General features: G+C 59.6%; 17 protein-coding genes and 1 pseudogene. 13 read left to right on the top strand and 5 right to left on the bottom strand.

Annotated features, from left to right (window positions below):
* The first annotated feature begins 27 nt into the window (after positions 1-27).
* Complete coding sequence (dacB, locus tag ACZRN6_RS13340) at positions 28-1,488, top strand: D-alanyl-D-alanine carboxypeptidase/D-alanyl-D-alanine endopeptidase (protein ID WP_464008162.1); 1,461 nt, start codon at positions 28-30, stop codon at positions 1,486-1,488.
* A 140-nt stretch (positions 1,489-1,628) separates the two neighbouring features.
* Here the strand turns inward: dacB and ACZRN6_RS13335 are convergent, their stop codons facing one another.
* Positions 1,629-2,504 carry a helix-turn-helix transcriptional regulator gene (locus ACZRN6_RS13335; RefSeq protein ID WP_322147290.1) on the bottom strand — a complete coding sequence of 292 codons (876 nt, stop codon included), beginning with the start codon at positions 2,502-2,504 and terminating at the stop codon, positions 1,629-1,631.
* Positions 2,505-2,641: 137 nt separating this feature from the next.
* Here ACZRN6_RS13335 and ACZRN6_RS13330 point away from each other — a divergent pair, with 137 nt between their 5' ends.
* Positions 2,642-3,553 (top strand): DMT family transporter, encoded by a 912-nt coding sequence (locus ACZRN6_RS13330; RefSeq protein WP_322147288.1) that lies wholly within the window; start codon positions 2,642-2,644, stop codon positions 3,551-3,553.
* Between the two features lie 136 nt (positions 3,554-3,689).
* Here the strand turns inward: ACZRN6_RS13330 and norR are convergent, their stop codons facing one another.
* Positions 3,690-5,234: a nitric oxide reductase transcriptional regulator NorR gene (norR, locus tag ACZRN6_RS13325; RefSeq protein WP_464008161.1), complete on the bottom strand. Its 1,545-nt coding sequence runs from the start codon at positions 5,232-5,234 to the stop codon at positions 3,690-3,692.
* Positions 5,235-5,381: 147 nt separating this feature from the next.
* Between norR and hmpA the strand changes: the two genes are divergently transcribed.
* Together hmpA and ACZRN6_RS13315 are read left to right on the top strand one after the other, a co-directional pair.
* Positions 5,382-6,563 (top strand): NO-inducible flavohemoprotein, encoded by a 1,182-nt coding sequence (hmpA, locus tag ACZRN6_RS13320; RefSeq protein WP_322147284.1) that lies wholly within the window; start codon positions 5,382-5,384, stop codon positions 6,561-6,563.
* Between the two features lie 796 nt (positions 6,564-7,359).
* The gene (locus tag ACZRN6_RS13315) at positions 7,360-7,866 is read left to right on the top strand and encodes a disulfide bond formation protein B (RefSeq protein ID WP_322147283.1); all 507 of its coding nucleotides are present in this window, start codon (positions 7,360-7,362) and stop codon (positions 7,864-7,866) included.
* Positions 7,867-8,422: 556 nt separating this feature from the next.
* Here ACZRN6_RS13315 and ACZRN6_RS13310 read toward each other — a convergent pair.
* Positions 8,423-8,637: pseudogene (locus ACZRN6_RS13310) on the bottom strand (hypothetical protein).
* 27 nt (positions 8,638-8,664) lie between these two features.
* On the opposite strand from ACZRN6_RS13310, the gene cyoA reads away from it, so the two are divergent.
* The 6 genes from cyoA (at position 8,665) to queC (ending at position 14,362) form a co-directional block, all read left to right on the top strand.
* On the top strand, positions 8,665-9,606 hold the full coding sequence (gene cyoA, locus ACZRN6_RS13305; protein ID WP_088424139.1) for a ubiquinol oxidase subunit II: 942 nt from the start codon (positions 8,665-8,667) through the stop codon (positions 9,604-9,606).
* Positions 9,607-9,609: 3 nt separating this feature from the next.
* Positions 9,610-11,628: a cytochrome o ubiquinol oxidase subunit I gene (cyoB, locus tag ACZRN6_RS13300; protein WP_076015659.1), complete on the top strand. Its 2,019-nt coding sequence runs from the start codon at positions 9,610-9,612 to the stop codon at positions 11,626-11,628.
* Positions 11,629-11,631: 3 nt separating this feature from the next.
* Positions 11,632-12,258, top strand: coding sequence for a cytochrome o ubiquinol oxidase subunit III (locus ACZRN6_RS13295; RefSeq protein WP_177040736.1), 627 nt, complete (start codon positions 11,632-11,634; stop codon positions 12,256-12,258).
* Positions 12,258-12,593 (top strand): cytochrome o ubiquinol oxidase subunit IV, encoded by a 336-nt coding sequence (gene cyoD, locus ACZRN6_RS13290; RefSeq protein ID WP_003216374.1) that lies wholly within the window; start codon positions 12,258-12,260, stop codon positions 12,591-12,593. The genes ACZRN6_RS13295 and cyoD overlap by 1 nt, the downstream gene beginning before the upstream one ends.
* 11 nt (positions 12,594-12,604) lie before the next feature.
* Entirely contained in the window at positions 12,605-13,492 is an 888-nt protein-coding gene (cyoE, locus tag ACZRN6_RS13285) for a heme o synthase (RefSeq protein ID WP_003216376.1), read from the top strand.
* Between the two features lie 177 nt (positions 13,493-13,669).
* The gene (gene queC, locus ACZRN6_RS13280) at positions 13,670-14,362 is read left to right on the top strand and encodes a 7-cyano-7-deazaguanine synthase QueC (protein WP_464008160.1); all 693 of its coding nucleotides are present in this window, start codon (positions 13,670-13,672) and stop codon (positions 14,360-14,362) included.
* A gap of 40 nt (positions 14,363-14,402) precedes the next feature.
* Here queC and ACZRN6_RS13275 read toward each other — a convergent pair whose 3' ends face one another.
* Positions 14,403-15,299 carry a queuosine precursor transporter gene (locus ACZRN6_RS13275; RefSeq protein WP_322147279.1) on the bottom strand — a complete coding sequence of 299 codons (897 nt, stop codon included), beginning with the start codon at positions 15,297-15,299 and terminating at the stop codon, positions 14,403-14,405.
* Positions 15,286-15,891 (bottom strand): helix-turn-helix transcriptional regulator, encoded by a 606-nt coding sequence (locus ACZRN6_RS13270; protein ID WP_322147277.1) that lies wholly within the window; start codon positions 15,889-15,891, stop codon positions 15,286-15,288. The genes ACZRN6_RS13275 and ACZRN6_RS13270 overlap by 14 nt, the downstream gene beginning before the upstream one ends.
* 277 nt (positions 15,892-16,168) lie before the next feature.
* Between ACZRN6_RS13270 and ACZRN6_RS13265 the strand changes: the two genes are divergently transcribed.
* From ACZRN6_RS13265 to ACZRN6_RS13255, 3 genes are all read left to right on the top strand, one after another.
* The gene (locus tag ACZRN6_RS13265; protein ID WP_464008159.1) at positions 16,169-17,524 is read left to right on the top strand and encodes a serine hydroxymethyltransferase; all 1,356 of its coding nucleotides are present in this window, start codon (positions 16,169-16,171) and stop codon (positions 17,522-17,524) included.
* A 256-nt stretch (positions 17,525-17,780) separates the two neighbouring features.
* Positions 17,781-18,317 carry a sugar dehydrogenase complex small subunit gene (locus ACZRN6_RS13260; RefSeq protein ID WP_322147274.1) on the top strand — a complete coding sequence of 179 codons (537 nt, stop codon included), beginning with the start codon at positions 17,781-17,783 and terminating at the stop codon, positions 18,315-18,317.
* 14 nt (positions 18,318-18,331) lie between these two features.
* Positions 18,332-19,921 (top strand): GMC family oxidoreductase, encoded by a 1,590-nt coding sequence (locus ACZRN6_RS13255; protein WP_169386242.1) that lies wholly within the window; start codon positions 18,332-18,334, stop codon positions 19,919-19,921.
* Position 19,922: the final 1 nt, after the last annotated feature.

Raw genomic sequence — 19,922 nt, 5'->3', positions numbered from 1 at the left:
TCTCCAAATTCAAGGAATGCCAGGTTTATGCGGTTGGGACGATGGACACACGCCGGCGGGCTGCTGCTGGGCTTGAGCTTGTTGCTGGGCGGTTGCGCCACGGCGCCGACAACTTCCACCCGCGACACCCTCGACCAGTTGCTGGCCGACCCGGCGCTGCACGGTGCCAGCGTGTCACTGATGGTGCGCGATGCCCACAGCGCCAGCACGCTCTACCAACACAACCCGCGCACGCGGCTCACCCCGGCCTCCAGCCTCAAGTTGCTGACCACGGCGGCGGCAATGGATGTGTTGGGGCCGCAGTATCGGTTCTCCACACAGCTGTTGAGCGACGGCCCCCGCCAGGGCGCGGTGCTTAACGGCAACCTGTACCTGCGTGGCCTGGGCGACCCGAGCATCCAGTGGGCCGATTACCAGGCGCTGGCAGCCAGCCTGGCGCAACAGGGCATCCAGCAGGTGCGCGGCGACCTGGTGTTCGATGACACCTTTTTCGACGCCGAGCGCTTGGGCACAGACTGGTCCCAGGACGATGAAAGTACCTATTACGGCGCGCAGATTTCGGCGCTGACGGTGTCGCCCAATACGGATTTTGACGCGGGCTCCCTGCTGGTCACGGCCAAGGCCCCGGTTGCGGTGGGCCACCCGGTGACGGTGGATATCAGCCCGGCGACCGACTACGTGCAGCTCAGTAACCGTGCGGTCAGTGGCGCGGGTAACAGCTATGGGATCAATCGCCAGCATGGCACCAACCTGTTGCGCCTCAGCGGCGCATTGGCGCCGGGCAAGCAGAGTCGGCAATTGGTCAGTGTGTGGGAGCCGACGCAACTGGTGGCCAATCTGTTTGGGCAGGCGTTGGCAGAGCAGGGGATTAGCGTGCAAGGGCGTCGGATGATCGGGGGTGTGACTGCGCCCACGGCGACGGTGCTCGCGATGCATGAGTCGGCGCCGTTACAGGAATTGATCACGCCATTGCTCAAGCTTTCCAACAACAACATGTCGGAAGCCTTGCTCAAGGCCATGGGGCGCAAGACCGCCAATGCCGGGACGGCTCAGGCGGGTGTGGCGGCGGTGGCGGGCTTCCTCAAGCGCCAGGGAATTGATACGGCGACGTTAAACCAGGTGGACGGTTCGGGGTTGTCCCGGCGTAACCTGGTGTCGTCGCAGAACCTCACGGACCTGCTGCTGGCGGCGAGCAAACAGCCGTGGTTCAACGCCTGGTACAACGCGTTGCCGGTTGCCGGCAATCCGCAGCGGATGGTGGGCGGCAGTTTGCGCTATCGCCTGCGGGACACGGCAGCGCAAAACAACCTGCACGGCAAGACTGGCTCCATGAGTGGCGTGTCGTCATTGACCGGGTATGTCACCGATGCCAAGGGCCGCCAGTTGGTGTTTTCGATGGTGACCAACAATTACGTGGTCGAGGGCGCACGCATCAAGGCGCTGGAGAACCGCCTGGCCACGGCACTGGCCAACAGCACGGACTATTGAGCGCTGAAGATCAAATGTGGGAGCTGGCTTGCCTGCGATGCAGGCGCCTCGGTATGTCAGATACACCGAGGTGATGCCATCGCAGGCAAGCCAGCTCCCACATTCTCAGATTCCATTGCTTGATTTACTTGAGTTGTAGCTCAAGGCAGGAAGGCGTGGCGGTATTCACCCGGCGTCGCCCCCATCGCCTGGCGAAACCGGTTGGTAAAGTGGCTGGCACTGGAAAACCCGCACGCCAGCGCAATCTCGCCCAACGGCAACGCCCCTCCACGCAACAGCTCCCGGGCGCGGGCCAGTCGTCGCGCCAGCAGGTATTGGTGGGGCGGCAGGCCGAAACTCTCGCGAAACATCCGCGCAAAGTGGTACTCCGACAATGCACACAAGCCTGCCAGTTGCCCGAGGCTGACCGGCTCGGCCAACTGCTGGTCGATGTACTCCACCAGTTGCCGGCGTTGATGGGCGGCGAGCCCGCCTTTCAAGCGCAAACCCTCACGCATTCCAACCTGGCTGAGTAGGGCATGACTGAGCAGTTCATGAGCCAGGCTGCTGGTCAGCAAGCGTTCAGCGGGCTCTTTCCAGTTCAGGCTGATCAGTTGGTGAAAGCGCAGGGCCTGTTGGGCATCGTCCAGGAACGTGCTCTCGCGCAGCAGCAACTCGCGCGGCTCACGGTCCAATAATGTCACGCAACCCAGGGCGAATTGCTCGGGGCTGAAATACACGTGGGCCAGGCGGATCTCGCCGTTGATCACCCACGCCGACTGATGGTCGGCGGGCAGGATGCACAGTTTGTCGGGGCCGCCCTTGGTGCCGGGTTGGTCGCGGCGAAAAGTGCCGGTGCCGCCGCCGATGTAGCACGACAGGGTGTGGTGGTCGGGGGCTTGGTAATCCTGGGCGTCATGATGGTTGCTCCACAAGGCTGCAGACAAGCCGTCACCGAGCTCGGCGCACAGCTCAAGGCGAGCATTGGGCGAGCGGTTGAGGGATTGAAAGACTTGCAGGGTTTCCAGTGGCGGCATATTCGTACTCTCTGACGGCTTGCATCCTACTCCCAGCAGCGGCGGCTGTGCGCCCGGCAGCCGACAAAAGCGCAAGAATGTGCAAGAGGCCTGGTGCTGCCCGGTGGGAAACTGTGGCTCAACCCTCGGAGCCCGCCATGAACCTTTTCCTGTATTTACTCACCGTACTGATCTGGGGCACCACGTGGATTGCCCTCAAGTGGCAATTGGGGGTGGTAGCGATTCCGGTGTCGATCGTCTATCGCTTTGGCCTCGCAGCGCTGGTGCTGTTCGTGATGTTGCTACTCAGCCGCAAGCTGCAGGTGATGAACCGCCGCGGGCATTTGATCTGCCTGGCCCAAGGCCTGTGCCTGTTTTGCGTCAACTTCATGTGCTTCCTGACCGCCAGCCAGTGGCTCCCCAGCGGCCTGGTGGCGGTGGTGTTTTCGACGGCCACTTTGTGGAACGCGCTGAACGCCCGGGTGTTCTTCGGCCAGAAGGTGGCGCGCAATGTATTGATGGGCGGCGGCCTTGGCTTGCTGGGCCTGGGGCTGTTGTTCTGGCCTGAATTGGTGGGGCACACCGCCAGCCCGCAAACCTTGCTCGGCCTGGGCCTGGCGTTGCTCGGCACCCTGTGTTTCTCGGCGGGCAACATGCTGTCGAGCCTGCAACAGAAAGCCGGCCTCAAGCCGCTGACCACCAATGCCTGGGGCATGGCCTATGGCGCCTCGATGCTGGCGATGTACTGTGCGGTGCAGGGCATTCCGTTCGACATGGAATGGAACAGCCGCTATATCGGTTCGTTGCTGTACCTGGTGATCCCGGGCTCGGTGATTGGGTTTACCGCCTACCTGACGTTGGTCGGCCGCATGGGCCCGGAGCGGGCGGCGTATTGCACCGTGCTGTTCCCGGTGGTGGCACTGAACGTCTCGGCCTTTGCCGAGGGCTATCAGTGGACGGCGCCGGCGTTGGGAGGGTTGGTGCTGGTGATGCTGGGGAATGTGTTGGTGTTTCGTAAGCCCAAGGCTAGTGCGCCGATCAGTCCAATCTACAAGGCGAAGCAGATCTGACTGTGGGGTGGGCTTGTGTGGGAGCCGGGCTTGCCCGCGATAGCATCACCTCGGTGCGGCTGAAGGACCGAGGTGCCTGCATCGCAGGCAAGCCAGCTCCCACAGTGGATCTCCTTTGCCTGGGAATCACCGTTCGCTACTTCAGGCCGAGGCGCTTGGCCATCCGTCCCAGGTTGGCCCGGTCCAGGCCCAGCTCGCGGGCCGCGCTGGCCCAGTTGTGCTGGTGGCGCTCCAGGCAAGCGCTGATGACCTGGCGCTGGTAGTTCTCGGTGGCCAGGCGCAGGTCGCCGGTCACCTCTGGCACGGCGTCGGGTTGCTCTGCAGTCGGTGGCGCAGACACATCAGGCAAGTCCAGGTCGGCCGCGCTCAGGCTGAGAATCTTCGGCCGTTCCCGGCAGTTGCCCAGAGCTTTCAAGGCGCTGCGGCCGATCAGGTGTTCCAGTTCGCGCACATTGCCAGGCCACATATAGGCCAGCAGCGCCGCCTGCGCGTCGCTGGTCAGGCGCAGGCTGCCCAAGCCCATGCGTGAGCGGTTCTGTTCAAGAAAAAAACCGGCCAGGAGCAGCACGTCGCGACCCCGCTCGCGCAGCGCCGGGACTTGCAGCGGGTACACACTCAAACGGTGGTAGAAGTCGGCGCGATAGCGGCCGCTGCGCACTTCTTCGGCCAAGTCGCGGTTAGTGGCGGCGATCAGGCGTACATCCACCTGATGCTCCTTGTCGGACCCCAGGCGCTGCAACTGGCCGCTTTGCAGCACCCGCAGCAGCTTGGCCTGCACGGTGAGGGACAACTCGCCCACTTCATCCAGAAACAGTGTGCCGCCATTCGCCAGTTCGAATTTGCCACGGCGCTCATTCAGCGCGCCGGTAAATGCCCCACGCACGTGGCCGAACAGCTCGCTTTCCACCAGGGTTTCCGGCAGGGCGGCGCAGTTGAGGCTGATCAGCGGTTTTTCGGCGCGGGATGAGGCGGCGTGGATCGCCTGGGCCACCAGCTCCTTGCCCACGCCGGTCTCGCCGGTGATCAACACCGTGAGGTCGCTGCCGCCCACCAGGTTGATTTCTTCCACCAGACGCTTGTGGGTCTTGCTCTGGCCGATCATTTCCTTGTGCTGCTGGCCGCTGGCCTGGCGGTAGATTTCGGCGCGCTGGTGTTCGTCTTCGGCACGCAGGGCCAGGCGTTCGATGCGCTCGGCCACGTTGACGGTCGCGGCGGCGAGGCTGGCGAAAGCTTGCAAAGCGTCCAGTTCCACCCGCTCGAAGCGCTCGGTGTCGAGGGCGTCGAGGGTCAGCAGGCCCCAGGGCTGGTCGTCGACAAACAGCGGGCAACCCATGCAGTCGTGAACTTCCAGGTGCCCGTGCAAGCCGTCCACCAAACCGTCGTAGGGGTCGGGCAGTTCGCTGTCGCTGTCAAAACGGGTAGGGCCGGCACTGCTGAGTAGTACGCCGAAACGCGGGTGCTCGCTGACCTTGAAACGCCGGCCGAGGGTGTCGGTGCTCAAGCCGTCCACCGCCAGCGGCACCAGCCATTCTCCGTCCAGGCGCAGCAGGGCGGCAGCATCGCAGGGCAGCAGGGCGCGCATGGCCTGGAGCAGGCGCCGATAGCGCTCGCCTTCGGGCAGCTCGCGGGACAGGTCGGCAACCAGGGGCAGCAGGGTGGTGAGCAGTGGCTTCGCAGTCATAATGACTCCTTATAGTCATAGTGACTATAAGGTGTAGGAAGTCAAACTGACTACAATAATTTCAACCTATTGATTTATAAGATTTTAATAGTTGGCACGGATACTGAGTAGTAAAGGGCATTCAGTAAGAAGACTCAGGAGTCTGCCATGCTTAGTGCCCAAGACCGTGCCATCGTCAAATCCACCGTGCCTCTGCTGGAAAGTGGCGGCGAAGCGCTGATCACCCATTTCTACCGCATGATGCTGTCCGAGTACCCGCAAGTGCGCCCGCTGTTCAACCAGGCGCACCAGGCCAGCGGCGACCAGCCTCGCGCCTTGGCCAACGGTGTATTGATGTACGCCCGGCATATCGACCAACTGGACCAGTTGGGCGACCTGGTGGCGAAGATCATCAACAAGCACGTGGCCTTGCAGATTTTGCCGGAGCATTACCCGATCGTGGGTACCTGCCTGCTGCGGGCGATTAGCGAAGTGCTGGGCAGCGAAATCGCCACCCCTGAAGTGATGGCGGCGTGGGGCGCTGCCTATGGCCAGTTGGCCGACATCCTGATCGGTGCCGAAGCGGCTATCTATAAAGAGAAGGAAGAGGCGCCGGGCGGCTGGCGCGGTGCGCGTTCGTTCACGCTGGTCAAGCGGGTGGAGGAGAGCGCGGAAATCATCTCGTTCTACTTCGCGCCGGTGGATAACGGCCCGATCCTGGCTGCCGAGCCAGGGCAATACATCGGCATGAAGCTGCTGCTCGATGGCGAGGAAGTGCGCCGCAACTACTCCCTGTCGGCGCGTGGCGACTCGGGCCAGTACCGTATCAGCGTCAAGCGCGAGGCCGGTGGCCGGGTGTCCAATTACCTGCATGATCAGTTTCAGGTAGGCGCGACCATTGACCTGTTTCCACCTTCGGGGGAGTTCACCCTGGCGGCCAGCGACAAGCCATTGGTGCTGATCAGCGGTGGCGTGGGCATCACGCCGACCTTGCCGATGCTCGAAGCGGCCCTGGCCACCGAGCGGCCGATCCACTTTATCCACTGCGCGCGCAATGGCGGGGTGCATGCGTTCCGCGAGTGGGTGGATGGCCTGGCGGCCCAGCATCCGCAGCTCAAGCGCTTCTATTGCTATGCCGAGGATGATGGCGTGAGCCCGGCGGCGGACAAGGTTGGCATGCTGAGTCAGGAGCAACTGGCGGCGTGGTTGCCTATGGAGCGGGATGTGGACGCGTACTTCCTGGGGCCTAAGGGCTTCATGGCGGCGATCAAGCGTCACCTCAAGGCCCTGGGGGTGCCGGAGAAGCAGAGCCGGTATGAGTTCTTTGGGCCGGCGTCGGCCCTGGAATAGGATTTAACCGATACACCGGGTCGGCCTCATCGCGGGCAAGCCCTGCTCCCACATTTGACTGGGTTGCCCAGGCAAACACCGTCCAATGTGGGAGCCGGTATGAGTTCTTTGGGCCGGCGTCGGCCCTGGAATAGGATTTAACTGATACACCGGGTCGGCCTCATCGCGGGCAAGCCCGGCTCCCACATTTGACTGGGTTGCCCAGGCAAACACCGTCCAATGTGGGAGCCGGTATGAGTTCTTTGGGCCGGCGTCGGCCCTGGAATAGGATTTAACCGATACACCGGGTCGGCCCCATCGCGGGCAAGCCCGGCTCCCACATTTTACTGGGTTGCCCAGGCAAACACTGTCCAGTGTGGGAGCCGGTATGAGTTCTTTGGGCCTGCGTCGGCCCTGGAATAGGATTTAACCGATACACCGGGTCGGCCCAATCGCGGGCAAGCCCGGCTCCCACATTTGACTGGGTTGCCCAGGCAAACACTGCCCAATGTGGGAGCCGGTATGAGTTCTTTGGGCCGGCGTCGGCCCTGGAATAGGATTTAACCGATACACCGGGTCGGCCTCATCGCGGGCAAGCCCGGCTCCCACATTTTACTGGGTTGCCCAGGCAAACACTGTCCAATGTGGGAGCCGGGCTTGCCCGCGATGGCGTCAGTACATTCACAACATTTTCCCTGATTAATCTCCTGTTAATGCCTCCTGTTTAAACCTCCACACGCCAACTGCTCAACTTTCACCTCCCGCGTGTAAACTTGCGGCCATTGGCACAACCACAATTGGCTAAAGGGAAACGGGGATGATCGACGAATTGCGTTTGGGCAGGGAGCGACGCTTTCTGGTATTGCTGGGCATTATCTGCCTGGCGCTAATCGGCGGGGCGCTGTACATGCAGGTGGTATTGGGCGAGGCGCCATGCCCGCTGTGCATCCTGCAACGTTATGCCTTGCTGCTGATCGCGATCTTCGCCTTCGTCGGTGCCGCCATGCGCACCCCTCGCAGCGTCACGCTGTTTGAAGTGCTGGTGACACTCAGCGCCCTCGGTGGCGTCGCCGCCGCCGGCTATCACGTGTACATCCAGTACTTTCCGAAGGTCAGCTGTGGCATCGATGTGCTGCAACCGATTGTCGATGGCTTGCCGCTGGCCTCGGTGTTTCCCCTCGGTTTCCAGGTCGACGGCTTCTGTGAGACGCCTTACCCGCCCGTGCTCGGCTTGTCCCTGGCCCAATGGGCGCTGGTGGCCTTTGTACTGACGGTGATCCTGGTACCACTGGGCATTTACCGTAATCGCCAGAGCAAAGCCTAAGCCGTAGACACGCAAACGCCCCGGCCTTCCTATATGAAGGCCGGGGCGTTTTTGTTTGTAGGCATTTGTGAAGAGGCCGTGACGCGGGGCAAGTTTGGGTGTGCGCAGCATGCGACATGTTGTCACACGGAAGCTGTCGCAGGAGGTTTCTGACGCCCGTAAACGCGCCGAAAATTTGCAGAAAACCCCGATTTGTGGCTGTCAGTTCGTCGTCTGGCCCACGCCGCGCGTGGCGTGCGGTCTGTGACAGCGCCTGATGTCCGAATGCCTTGTTTTCAGGGCACTTGGATCCGTTTTCGATGCCCTTACGACCTGTAGGGGATGTGGCAAAATGCCCAATAACACGGCATTTTTTGTGGTTTTTGTCGAGAATCAAACGCGATACGATCGCGGACCTTTGCAATAATGGTGAAGGATTATTGCTGGAAACGATAAAAATTATTTCTGGATAAGACATGGTTTATACATCGCTAGCTAACTACAATCGCCCGCACTGAATGTCCGGTGCTGCTCACTCCTGAGCAAACTAGGGCGGTCGAGAGGCGGATGTAACGTTTCATGCGACCCCAGGTGCCGGCAGCTTTTCAACTATCCGCACCAAATGGAATTGGTCTGTAACAAGGCCTTTGACCAACGAATTCGAATAAGAACTCACCGCTAGCCCGGGACGTGTCGATTCGCGCAAGGTGCGACGGGCAGGCCCTTATTCAATCGAAGAGAAATGCCAACCCTTGGCAGGGTGAAGTGTTGGCGATCAAAACCCAACTGCATTGCGCAAGCTGCTTTAGAGGTCGTGAGATGAGTAAAAACAGGTACCCCCGATTACTAGGCTTTTTGCCGCTGCTCGGCATGCTCTTAATGCTGGGAGGCTGCAAGTGGACCTTGCTCGACCCTAAAGGTCAGGTCGGTCTGGATCAACGAAACCTGATCATCACCGCCACCCTGCTGATGCTGTTGGTCGTGGTGCCCGTGATCATCATGACGTTCGCATTCGCCTGGAAATACCGTGCGTCGAACACCAGCGCAACCTATGCGCCGAAGTGGTCGCACTCCACCAAGATCGAAATCGCGGTGTGGCTGGTGCCGATCCTCATCATCATCGCCCTGGGTTACATCACCTATAAGTCGACCCATGAGCTGGACCCGTACCGTCCGCTGGACTCCGACGTCAAGCCGATCAACATCGAAGTGGTCGCGCTGGACTGGAAGTGGCTGTTCATCTACCCGGACCTGGGTATCGCCACTGTGAACCAGATCCGGTTCCCGGAGAACACCCCGCTTAACTTCCGAATCACCTCCGATGCCGTGATGAACTCGTTCTTCATCCCTGCACTGGGCGGCCAGATCTACGCGATGGCAGGCATGCAGACTCGCCTGCACCTGATCGCAAACGAGAAAGCTGAAATGGAAGGCATCTCCGCCAACTACAGCGGTGCTGGCTTCACCGGCATGAAATTCAAAGCGATCTCGACAAGCCAGGAAGATTTCAACGCCTGGGTAGCCGAAGTCAAGGCCGCACCTAAACAGCTTGATCAAGCTGAATACGAAGCCCTTGCCAAACCGAGCCAAAACAACCCAGTCGCCCTGTACTCCACGTACGAGCCGGACCTGTTTCAGAAAATCGTCGACAAGTACGAAGGTATGAAGCCAGGCAAGCCGATCGAGCACGAGAAGAAAGAAGTGGCCGCGGTTGAAGGTTCTGACACGGGCTCGCATTCAACTGCTGGGGCAGAGGAGTAAACGATGTTTGGTAAATTAAGTTGGGATGCGGTCCCGTTCCACGAGCCGATCGTGATGGTGACCATCGCCATGATCGCGCTGGGTGGTCTGGCACTGTTTGCAGGTATCACTTACTTCAAGAAGTGGACCTACCTGTGGACCGAGTGGCTGACTTCGGTCGACCACAAGAAAATCGGCGTCATGTACGTCATCGTTGCCATGGTCATGCTGCTGCGTGGTTTTGCCGACGCCATCATGATGCGTACCCAGTTGGCCATGGCCACCGAGGGTTCGCCTGGCTACCTGCCGCCTGAACACTATGACCAGATCTTCACCGCCCACGGTGTGATCATGATCATCTTCATGGCGATGCCTTTCTTCACCGGCCTGATGAACCTTGCCTTGCCGCTGCAGATCGGTGCGCGTGACGTTGCGTTCCCGTTCCTGAACTCCTTGAGCTTCTGGCTGCTGGTGTCCGGCGTGGTACTGATCAACCTGTCCCTGGGCGTCGGCGAATTCGCCAAGACCGGTTGGGTTGCGTATCCGCCGCTGTCGGGCCTGGCCTACAGCCCTGGCGTGGGTGTGGACTACTACATCTGGGCGCTACAGTTATCAGGACTCGGGACGACACTGACGGGGGTCAACTTCCTGGCCACCGTCTTGAAAATGCGCGCCCCGGGCATGAAGCTGATGGACATGCCGATCTTCACCTGGACCTGCACCTGGGCCAACGTACTGATCGTCGCTTCGTTCCCGATCCTGGCTGCAACCATGGCGTTGCTGTCGCTTGACCGTTACCTGGATTTCCACATTTTCACCAATGAACTTGGTGGCAATCCGATGATGTACGTGAACCTGTTCTGGGCATGGGGTCACCCTGAGGTGTACATCCTGATCCTGCCAGCGTTCGGTATCTTCTCTGAAGTGATCTCGACCTTCTCGGGCAAGCGCCTGTTCGGTCACCACTCGATGATCTACGCCTCGGGCGCGATCTCGGTGCTGGGCTTCATGGTTTGGCTGCACCACTTCTTCACCATGGGTTCGGGGGCCAGCGTCAACGCGTTCTTCGGACTGGCGACGATGCTGATTTCTATCCCGACGGGGGTGAAGCTATTTAACTGGCTATTCACCATCTATCACGGTCGTCTGCGTATCACCAGCCAGGTTCTCTGGACCCTGGGCTTCATGGTGACCTTCGCAATCGGCGGCATGACCGGCGTACTGCTGGCTATCCCGGGTGCTGACTTCGTACTGCACAACAGCCTGTTCGTCATTGCTCACTTCCATAACGTGATCATCGGCGGCGCAGTATTCGGCTACATCGCAGGCTTCAGCTTCTACTTCCCGAAAGCGTTCGGCTTCAAGCTGCACGAAGGCTGGGGCAAGGCTGCATTCTGGTTCTGGATCTCGGGCTTCTTCGTCGCGTTCATGCCGCTCTACGCTTTGGGCTTCATGGGCATGACCCGTCGTCTGAACGCCACCACCAACCCTGAGTGGGTACCGTACCTGTACGTTGCCATGTTCGGTGCGGTGATGATCGCGGTCGGTATCGCCTGCCAGTTGATTCAGCTGTATGTCAGCGTGCGTGATCGCAAGCAGAACATGTGCGAATCCGGCGACCCATGGAATGCTCACACCCTGGAATGGTCGACCTCCTCGCCACCGCCGTTCTACAACTTTGCCGTACTGCCTAAGGCTGACAGCATCGATCCGTTCACCGAAGCCAAGGAAGACGGTACTGCGTACCAGAAGCCAACGCATTACGAGCCGATCCACATGCCTAACAACACCGCTACCGGCGTTGTGATGGGCGCGCTGTTGACCGTGTTCGGTTTCGCGATGATCTGGCACATCTGGTGGCTGGCCATCGTCAGCCTGGTGGGCACCATCGGCTACTTCATCGTTCACGCTGCCCGTGATGACCAAGGCTACATGGTGCCGGTCGACGTGATCGAACGCATCGAAGCCGAGCAACACGCTCGCCTGGTTGCCGAGAAGAAGATCCCGGCCAACCGTGTTGAAACCTCGTTGGAACAGGCTTAAACCATGTCGAACTTAGTGACCAATGCTGGACACGCCCATGTCGATGACCATGGGCACGATGACCATCACCACGACTCGGGGCCAATGACCGTCTTCGGTTTCTGGCTCTACCTGATGACCGACTGCATCTTGTTTGCGTCGATCTTCGCGGTGTACGCGGTACTGGTAAACAACGTAGCGGGTGGCCCGTCGGGCCACGACATCTTCGAACTGCCTTACGTGCTCGGCGAAACCGCCTTGCTGTTGTTCAGCTCGATCACCTACGGCTTCGCCATGCTGGCCTTCTACAAGGGCAGCAAGAAAGGCGTCCTGAGCTGGTTGGCACTGACCTTCCTGTTCGGCCTGGGCTTCATCGGCATGGAGGTCAATGAGTTCCACCTGCTGATCTCCGAAGGTTACGGCCCGCACCGTAGCGGCTTCCTGTCGGCGTTCTTCACGCTGGTAGGCACCCACGGTCTGCACGTATCCGCCGGTCTGATCTGGATGGCGACCATGATGTATCAGGTCAACAAGCATGGCCTGACCAACACCAACAAGACTCGCCTGAGCTGCCTGAGCCTGTTCTGGCACTTCCTGGACGTGGTCTGGATCTGCGTCTTCACCGTTGTCTACCTGATGGGGACTCTGTAATGGCTAATGCACATTCCCATGACAGCCACGATGACAGCCACGGCAGCGTCAAGTCGTACGCCATCGGCTTCATCCTGTCGGTCATCCTGACGCTGATCCCGTTCGGCCTGGTGATGTACCCAACCTTGCCGAAGTCGATCACCTTGATGATCGTGCTGGCGTTCGCGGTGATTCAGGTTCTGGTTCACCTGGTGTACTTCCTGCACCTGGACCGTTCGAAGGCGCAGCGCGATAACGTGATTGCGTTCGTGTTTGCAGGCTTGGTAATCCTCCTGCTGGTTGGCCTGTCGGTATGGATCATGTTCAGCATCCATACGTTCATGATGGCGAAGTGAGGTAAGACCCGATGTCGCTTAAGCACTTTATCCAAATCACCAAACCGGGGATCATTTTCGGTAACGTGCTTTCTGTGGCAGGCGGTTTCTTCCTGGCCTCCAAGGGGCATGTCGATCTGGCCATTTTCCTGGCTGCGATGATCGGCACGTCCCTGGTGGTAGCTTCCGGTTGTGTATTCAACAACTGCATCGACCGCGATATCGACATCAAGATGGAGCGCACCAAGAATCGTGTGCTGGTCCAGGGCCTTATCTCCCTGAAACTGGCACTGATCTTCGCGACCATTCTGGGTATCGCAGGCGTGGTGTTGTTGTACAAGGTGGCCAACCCGCTGGCGGCGCTGTTTGCCGTGATCGGCTTTGTCATCTACGTCGGCTTCTACAGCCTGTACCTCAAGCGCAAGTCGGTTCACGGCACGCTGGTGGGCAGTCTGTCGGGGGCGATGCCGCCGGTGATTGGTTATGTGGCTGTGACCAATAGCTTCGACATGGCCGCGCTGGTGCTACTGGTGATGTTCAGCCTGTGGCAGATGCCGCACTCCTATGCCATCGCGATCTTCCGTTTCAACGACTACCTGGCTGCCTCGATTCCGGTTCTGCCGGTCAAGCGTGGCATCAAGGTCGCCAAGAAACACATCCTGCTCTACATCCTGGCCTTCCTCGTGGCGACCTTGATGTTGACCTTCAGTGGCTACGCCGGCATGAGCTACCTCGCCGTTGCCGCCGCCATGGGCATGTACTGGTTGTACATGGCCTGGACCGGCTACAAGGCGGTGGATGACACCGTCTGGGCACGCAAGCTGTTCGTCTTCTCGATCTTCACCATCACTGCTTTGAGCGTGATGATGTCCCTGGACTTCCAGGTGCCGAAAGAGTTGCTGCTGACGTACGCTCACTGAGTGGATGAAGTAGAAAAAGCCCCGCCTTCGTGAGAAGCGCGGGGCTTTTTTGTAGGAGCGAGCTTGCTCGCGAAAAACCAGAAGGCGCCGCGTTAAACCAGATACGCTGCGTTATCATTGACGTTTTTCGCGAGCAAGCTCGCTCCTACACATGTGATAAATGCAGGAAGCAACGTGATGAGTAAAAAAGCCGTTATCGTATTCAGTGGTGGGCAGGACTCGACAACCTGCCTGATCCAGGCGCTGGCGCTGTATGACGAAGTGCATTGCATTACCTTTGATTATGGCCAGCGGCATGTGGCGGAAGTTGAAGTCGCACAGAAACTCGCCAAACAACTGGGTGCCACCGTTCACAAGGTAATGGACGTGTCGCTGTTGAACGAACTGGCCATCAGCAGCCTGACCCGTGACAACATTCCGGTGCCCACCGTGAACAGTTCAGGCGAAAGCCTGCCGAGCACCTTTGTGCCGGGCAGGAACATTCTGTTTTTGACCCTGGCAGCGATTTACGCCTACCAGGTGAAGGCAGAAACCGTGATTACCGGCGTGTGCGAAACCGACTTCTCCGGCTATCCCGATTGCCGGGATGAGTTCGTCAAGGCCCTGAACAAAGCGCTGCAACTGGGCATGGAATACGACGTGCGCCTGGAAACCCCGCTGATGTGGCTGAACAAGGCCGAGACCTGGGCCCTGGCCGACCATCACAACCAGCTGGACCTGATCCGCAACCAGACCCTGACTTGCTACAACGGCATTATCGGCACGGGCTGTGGTAACTGCGATGCGTGCAACCTTCGCGCGCGGGGCTTGAACGACTACCTGGAAAACAAGGCCGCCGTCATGCAGCGTTTGAAAAGCAAACTGGCATGATGCCGAGCGTTCCCGTGCAGGGCGTGGGAACGCTCACCAATCAGTTGCCTTGTGGCTGGGCCTGGTTATCGCCCGTGATGTAGCGCTTGAACAGCGAGCGGGCCCCATAGGCCGGCAGGATGTTGAAGAACGCAAAGCAGACTTTGATCGCGATCTGCACGTAGATCATGTTCAGCAGGTCGCTGGTCTGCATGGCGCCGTAGAACGCGATGAAGCAGAACAGGAAACTGTCGATAATCACCGCGAAAAAAGTACTCAGGAAAATCCGTAGGAACAGGTACCTGGAATTGGTCAGCTCCTTGATCTTGCACAGCAGGTACGAGTTTATGTTCTCCGACACCAGGAACGAAACCGAGGAGGCGATCAACACCGACGACACCTGGATGATCACGTCGTTGTACGGCCCATCGAGTTTCCAGCCTGGCAGCCCGGGGAGGAAGGTCGAGCCGTAGAGCAGGACAATAATCATCGCGTTGCTGGCAAACGCAAACAGGATGGCCCGTCTCGCCAGGCGCAGGCCGAACTGCTCGTTGAGCAAGTCCACGATTAGAAACGTCAGTGGGTAAAGGAAGGTCCCGGGTGTGACGATAATGCCCAGCGACTCCAGGTAAATGGGTTTGGTCGCGGCAATACTGGTAAAGATATAAAACGTAAAGAGCAGCAAGTTCAGGATGATATAAATCATCCATGAATTCTCATTGCGGTCATTGAGGTCGTACGCAGTCAGCGCGCCGCCCTGTGAATAGAACTTCTTGTACATGTTCTTGACTTCCATTTTATTTAAATTGTCCATGATTTCGCTGTTCAGCACTTCGCTCAGTTTTATCCGAATGATCTTGCCCGTGGCGATGACCATGATCACCGCCAGGCTCTTGTCATTCTCGAAGCCCAGCAGTTTGTATTTACTGTTCTCGGCTTCGCCTTCATACGTGGTCATTGAAACGCTCCTCGATAATATCTCCCACCACACAGATACGATCCGAGCTCACGCAGGCTTCATCCGTGATAAACAGTTTTTTGGTTACGCGGTCGTACACCAGCTTTTCCTTATCGTCGCTGGATGAGCCCTTCTGCACGATCAGCAGGTCGCCAGGCTCATTCACCCCCGGAATTTCACGCTCCAGCAACACACCGATCAGGTTGTAGGATGTGCCGAAGTAGTAGGTCAGCGGGTACAGCGTGGCCAGTTCGCCAATGCGCTTGTCCATGCTCGTTATCACCAGGCTTTCCTTGATGATGGGCACGGCAGCGGGGTTCATATTTCCCTGGGGGGAAATACTGCTGTCGATGATTTCTTTCTCTTCAAAATCGAGGGTTTCGATTTCTTCATAAGAGACGCCAAAGAAATCCGAGATCTTGCGGATGGTGGACTGCTGGACGTTGACGACCTTGCCTTCCAGGATGTTGTAGATCGTGGTCCGGGTCAGGCCGGCCGCGGTGCACAACGACAGCTGCGTCTCTCCGCGGCTTTTGATCAGGTATTTGATGTTGCTCTTCAAATACTCGGTGCGTTCTTTTCTATGGATCAAGTGCCCACCACTTCCTTATGTTTTTCACAGAGCGTCCATGTTGCGCTGGGTGCGGGCTGCGCCGCGGCGCGAAGTGTTGCATGCGCCCGCTACAAGAATAAAGACCGTGATCAGCTTTTTGGCGATTGGCCAGCATCCCGCCAGGAAAAACCGCGGCTTGTCCCTCTGTGATCAGCCAAAAAGAATCATTTAATTTGGAAAATGTTCATTTTTCTGCTTAATTGCCCTGCGCCCAACGGAAAGGCGAACGGGATTTTCAGGGAAGGAACACACGACTATGACAGTCAACACGCAATCATTTAGCCATCACGCCGGCCTGCTGCAACGAGGGCTGGCGGATCTACGGGCAGAAGACGCGGAGCTGGCGGGGCTGCTGGATTCGGAAGTCACGCGCCAGCACCAAACCCTGTCACTGGCTGCGTCGTCCTGTGCAGTGAAGCCGCATATCCTGGCGGCGTCCGCCTCGGCGCTGGTGAATGTGACGGCAGAGGGAACACTTGGCTGGCGTCATCACGCCGGGTGCGAGAATGCCGATCGGGTCGAAGCCCTGGCTGTGCGCCGGGCGCGTGAGCTGTTCGGTGCGCAATACGCCGGCGTGCAATCACACTCGGCGTCGACCGCCAATTACCAGGTGCTGGCGGCTTTGTTGGAGCCTGGAGACACCGTGCTCGGTATGGCCACAGACCACGGCGGGCACTTGAGCCATGGCAGCCCCGTGGCGTTCACTGGCGCGAACTACAAGGCGCTCAGGTATGGCACCACCTCCAAGGGCCTTATCGACTACGAACAGGTACGTACACTGGCGCTGGCGCATCGCCCGCGCGTGATCATCTGCGGTGCGACGGCGTACTCACACCTCATTGATTTCCAGCGGTTCCGCGCGATTGCCGACGAAGCCGGAGCGATCCTGCTGGCGGACATCTCGACCATCGCCGGCCTGGTTGCCACCGGGCGTCATCCGAGCCCGATCAACGCCGCCCACGTCACCCTACTGTGTACCCACAGGCAGCTCGGCGGCCCGCGTGGCGGCTTGATCCTTTCCGGGCGCGACGCCGAAACCAAAGTGCCCGGCCTCAAGACCACCTTCAGCCGGCTCCTCGATCAAGCGGTGTTCCCGCGGATGCAGGGCGCGCCAGCCTTCAACATGATCGCAGCAAAGGCCGCCGCGCTCGGCTACGCCATGTCGGCGGAATTCGACGCCTGGATGGCGCGGATCCGCACCACCGCCGATGAGCTGGCCAGCGCATTTCAGGCCTGCGACTACGAGGTGGTGGGCGGGCGCAGTGAGAACCACTCGATCCTGGTCCGCTTGCGTGGCGGCATCAGCGGCTCCATCGCCCAGGCGGCATTGGAGCGGTGCGGCATCATCGTGGGCAAGCATCGCGCGCCGGGCGAGACGCGACCGTCGTTCGTCGCCAACGGGCTGTGTATTGGCACTGGCTCCCTGGCGCAACGCGACATCGATGCCGGCGGATGCCGCCAGGTCGTCGACCTGATTTGTCGGGTACTCGATGCCGTCACGCCACTCAACGAACACAAGTTCACTCTGGCTCCCGATGCACAGGAGTCCCTGCGTTTACAGGCCCAAACCTTGTGCGCGAAGTACCCCATTGCGGATTACCTGCACAACTGAGCAATCATCCCCAGGGATGTTTCATATTATTACGGGATCAATTGCTGTACGGTGTTTAGGCGGCTGTTATAGATGGCCGCGCTATTGTTCATCACCATAATTAACAAGCTGCATGACAGCTTGGCGTTCTCCTGGCAGTTATAAAAAGGGCTCTTAAAGTCCGTTCAACCTCCGTGAACGAAGTACTCAGCCTTTTGCAGTGAAGTCGAACTTGGCCTGTACGCCGATCGTTGTTCGACTCATGAGGAGATATCCCGTGATAACCCGTAGAAAACTCCTTTATTCAGGCGCAGCCTTGACCGGCGCCGGCCTGTTTGCCCCGCTGTGGGCCGGATCTGTGCTGGCGCAGGAAGTCAGCAGCGCCGCCACGGATGACATCGAATCCTTCCGCCAATTGTCGCTGTTCCTCCTTGAGCGCCCGAGCGTGGATGCTGCCTTGTCCTTGCGCATCCTGGCCCAGTGCACGCAGAACGACCCTGCCTTCCCCGAGAAGATGAAAGCCTTGTGGGGCAAGGTCGGCCAGCATCACCTGCGCAGCGTCAGCCAGTTGTCCGCCAGCCCCTTCTACCGCGACCCGGTGGTGAAGGACACTGCGCAAAAAATCGTCTCCGCCTGGTACCTGGGCTACACCGGTACGCCAGTGTCCTTGCGCGCGACCGACGGCACGCGCCTGGTCACCTTCACCGGTGCCCTGGCCTATGCGCCGACGGCGGACGCCACGGTGATCCCGACGTACTCCCGGGGGAAAACCAATTACTGGGTCAATCCTCCGGCCACGCTGGCCAACGACTAAGACAAGGCACTTTTATGAATCAGGATTTTGACGCCGATGTCATTGTGGTTGGCTCCGGCGCATTAGGCAGTAACGCAGCATTTGAATTGGCCAAACACGGCAAGTCGGTGATTATTCTGGAAGCGGGTGAACATATTCCCCGCTGGAAGATAGTCGAGAACTTCCGTAACTCGTCGAACAAGGGCAATTACAACTCACCGTACCCGAATGAGCCGTGGGCCCATCATTCTTATGATGAGCAATACATCGAGAACACCGGTTCTTTCGAGTTCCGTCCCGGCATGTTGAAGCTGGTGGGCGGCACGACCTGGCACTGGGCGGCGGCGTGCTGGCGTTACTTGCCCAACGACATGAAACTCAAGACCCTGTACGGCGTAGGTCGCGACTGGCCGCTGGAATACAGCGAGTTGGAACCCTATTACGTGCGCGCAGAAATTGCCTTGGGCGTATGCGGCAGTGACACCCAGGACCAGAGCGGGCAGGGTGGCGGCGCTTTCCCTCCGCGTTCCAGCCCGTATCCGATGGCGCCGGAAGGCGATACCTACCTGTTCCAGCGCCTGCGCGAACGCATGGCCCCGGCGGGTTATCACTTTATCCATGAGCCCAATGGCCGTGCCACCGAACCCTACGACGGGCGCCCGGCGTGCAGCGGCAACAACAACTGCATGCCGGTCTGCCCCATCGGCGCGATGTACAGCGGCGACGTGCACGCCCGTCACGCCGAACAGGCCGGCGCCAAGCTGATCACTGACGCCACGGCGTATAAACTGGAAAAAGGTGCGGACGACAAGATCGTCGCCATCCATTACCGCAGCTCCACCGGCGCCGATGTGCGGCTCACCGCCAAGTACTTCATCGTTGCCGCCCACGGCCTGGAAACCCCCAAGCTGCTGCTGATTTCCGAGGTCGCCAACTCCTCCGACCAGGTCGGCCGCAACCTGATGGACCACACCGGCCAAGGCCTGCAATTTATCGCCGACGAGCCGTTGTGGCCGGGGCGCGGGGCCGTGCAGCAGGGCGGGATCTTCAACCGCCGCGACGGCGAGTTCCGCAAGGAGCGCGCCTCGGTCAAACACTCGATCTCCAACAACGTGCCGAACATCGCCGTGGCCAAGCGGCTGATCGCTCAGGGCGTGTACGGCAAGGAGCTGGACGAGCGCATCCGTCATGACGCGGCGCGTTGGGTCGATGTGTCCACCGTGTATGAAACCCTGCCATTGCAGACCAACACCGTGCGCCCGAGCCGCACCCGCAAGGACGCCTTGGGCATTCCGATGCTGGTGGTCAACTACGAGGTGGGCGACTACGTGAAGGCCGCCAAGGCCGGCGTCACCGAAGACTATGCGCACTTTGTGCAACTGATGGGCGGCACGGTGGTGGAAGACAACACCGGCTACCAGAACCGCGACCACCTGATGGGCACCGTGATCATGGGCGCCAACCCCAAGGACTCGGTGGTCAACCACGAGTGCCGCACCCACGATCACGCCAACCTGTTCCTCGCCACCACCGGGGTGATCCCGGCCTCCGGCACCATCAACCCGACCCTGGCCGGCGTAGCGCTGAGTATCCGTATGGCCGACATCATTGCGCGGGAGGTCTAGG

The sequence above is a fragment of the Pseudomonas sp. A125 genome, assembly GCF_055409485.1.
This window is presented reverse-complemented; position numbering and strand designations above follow the sequence as displayed.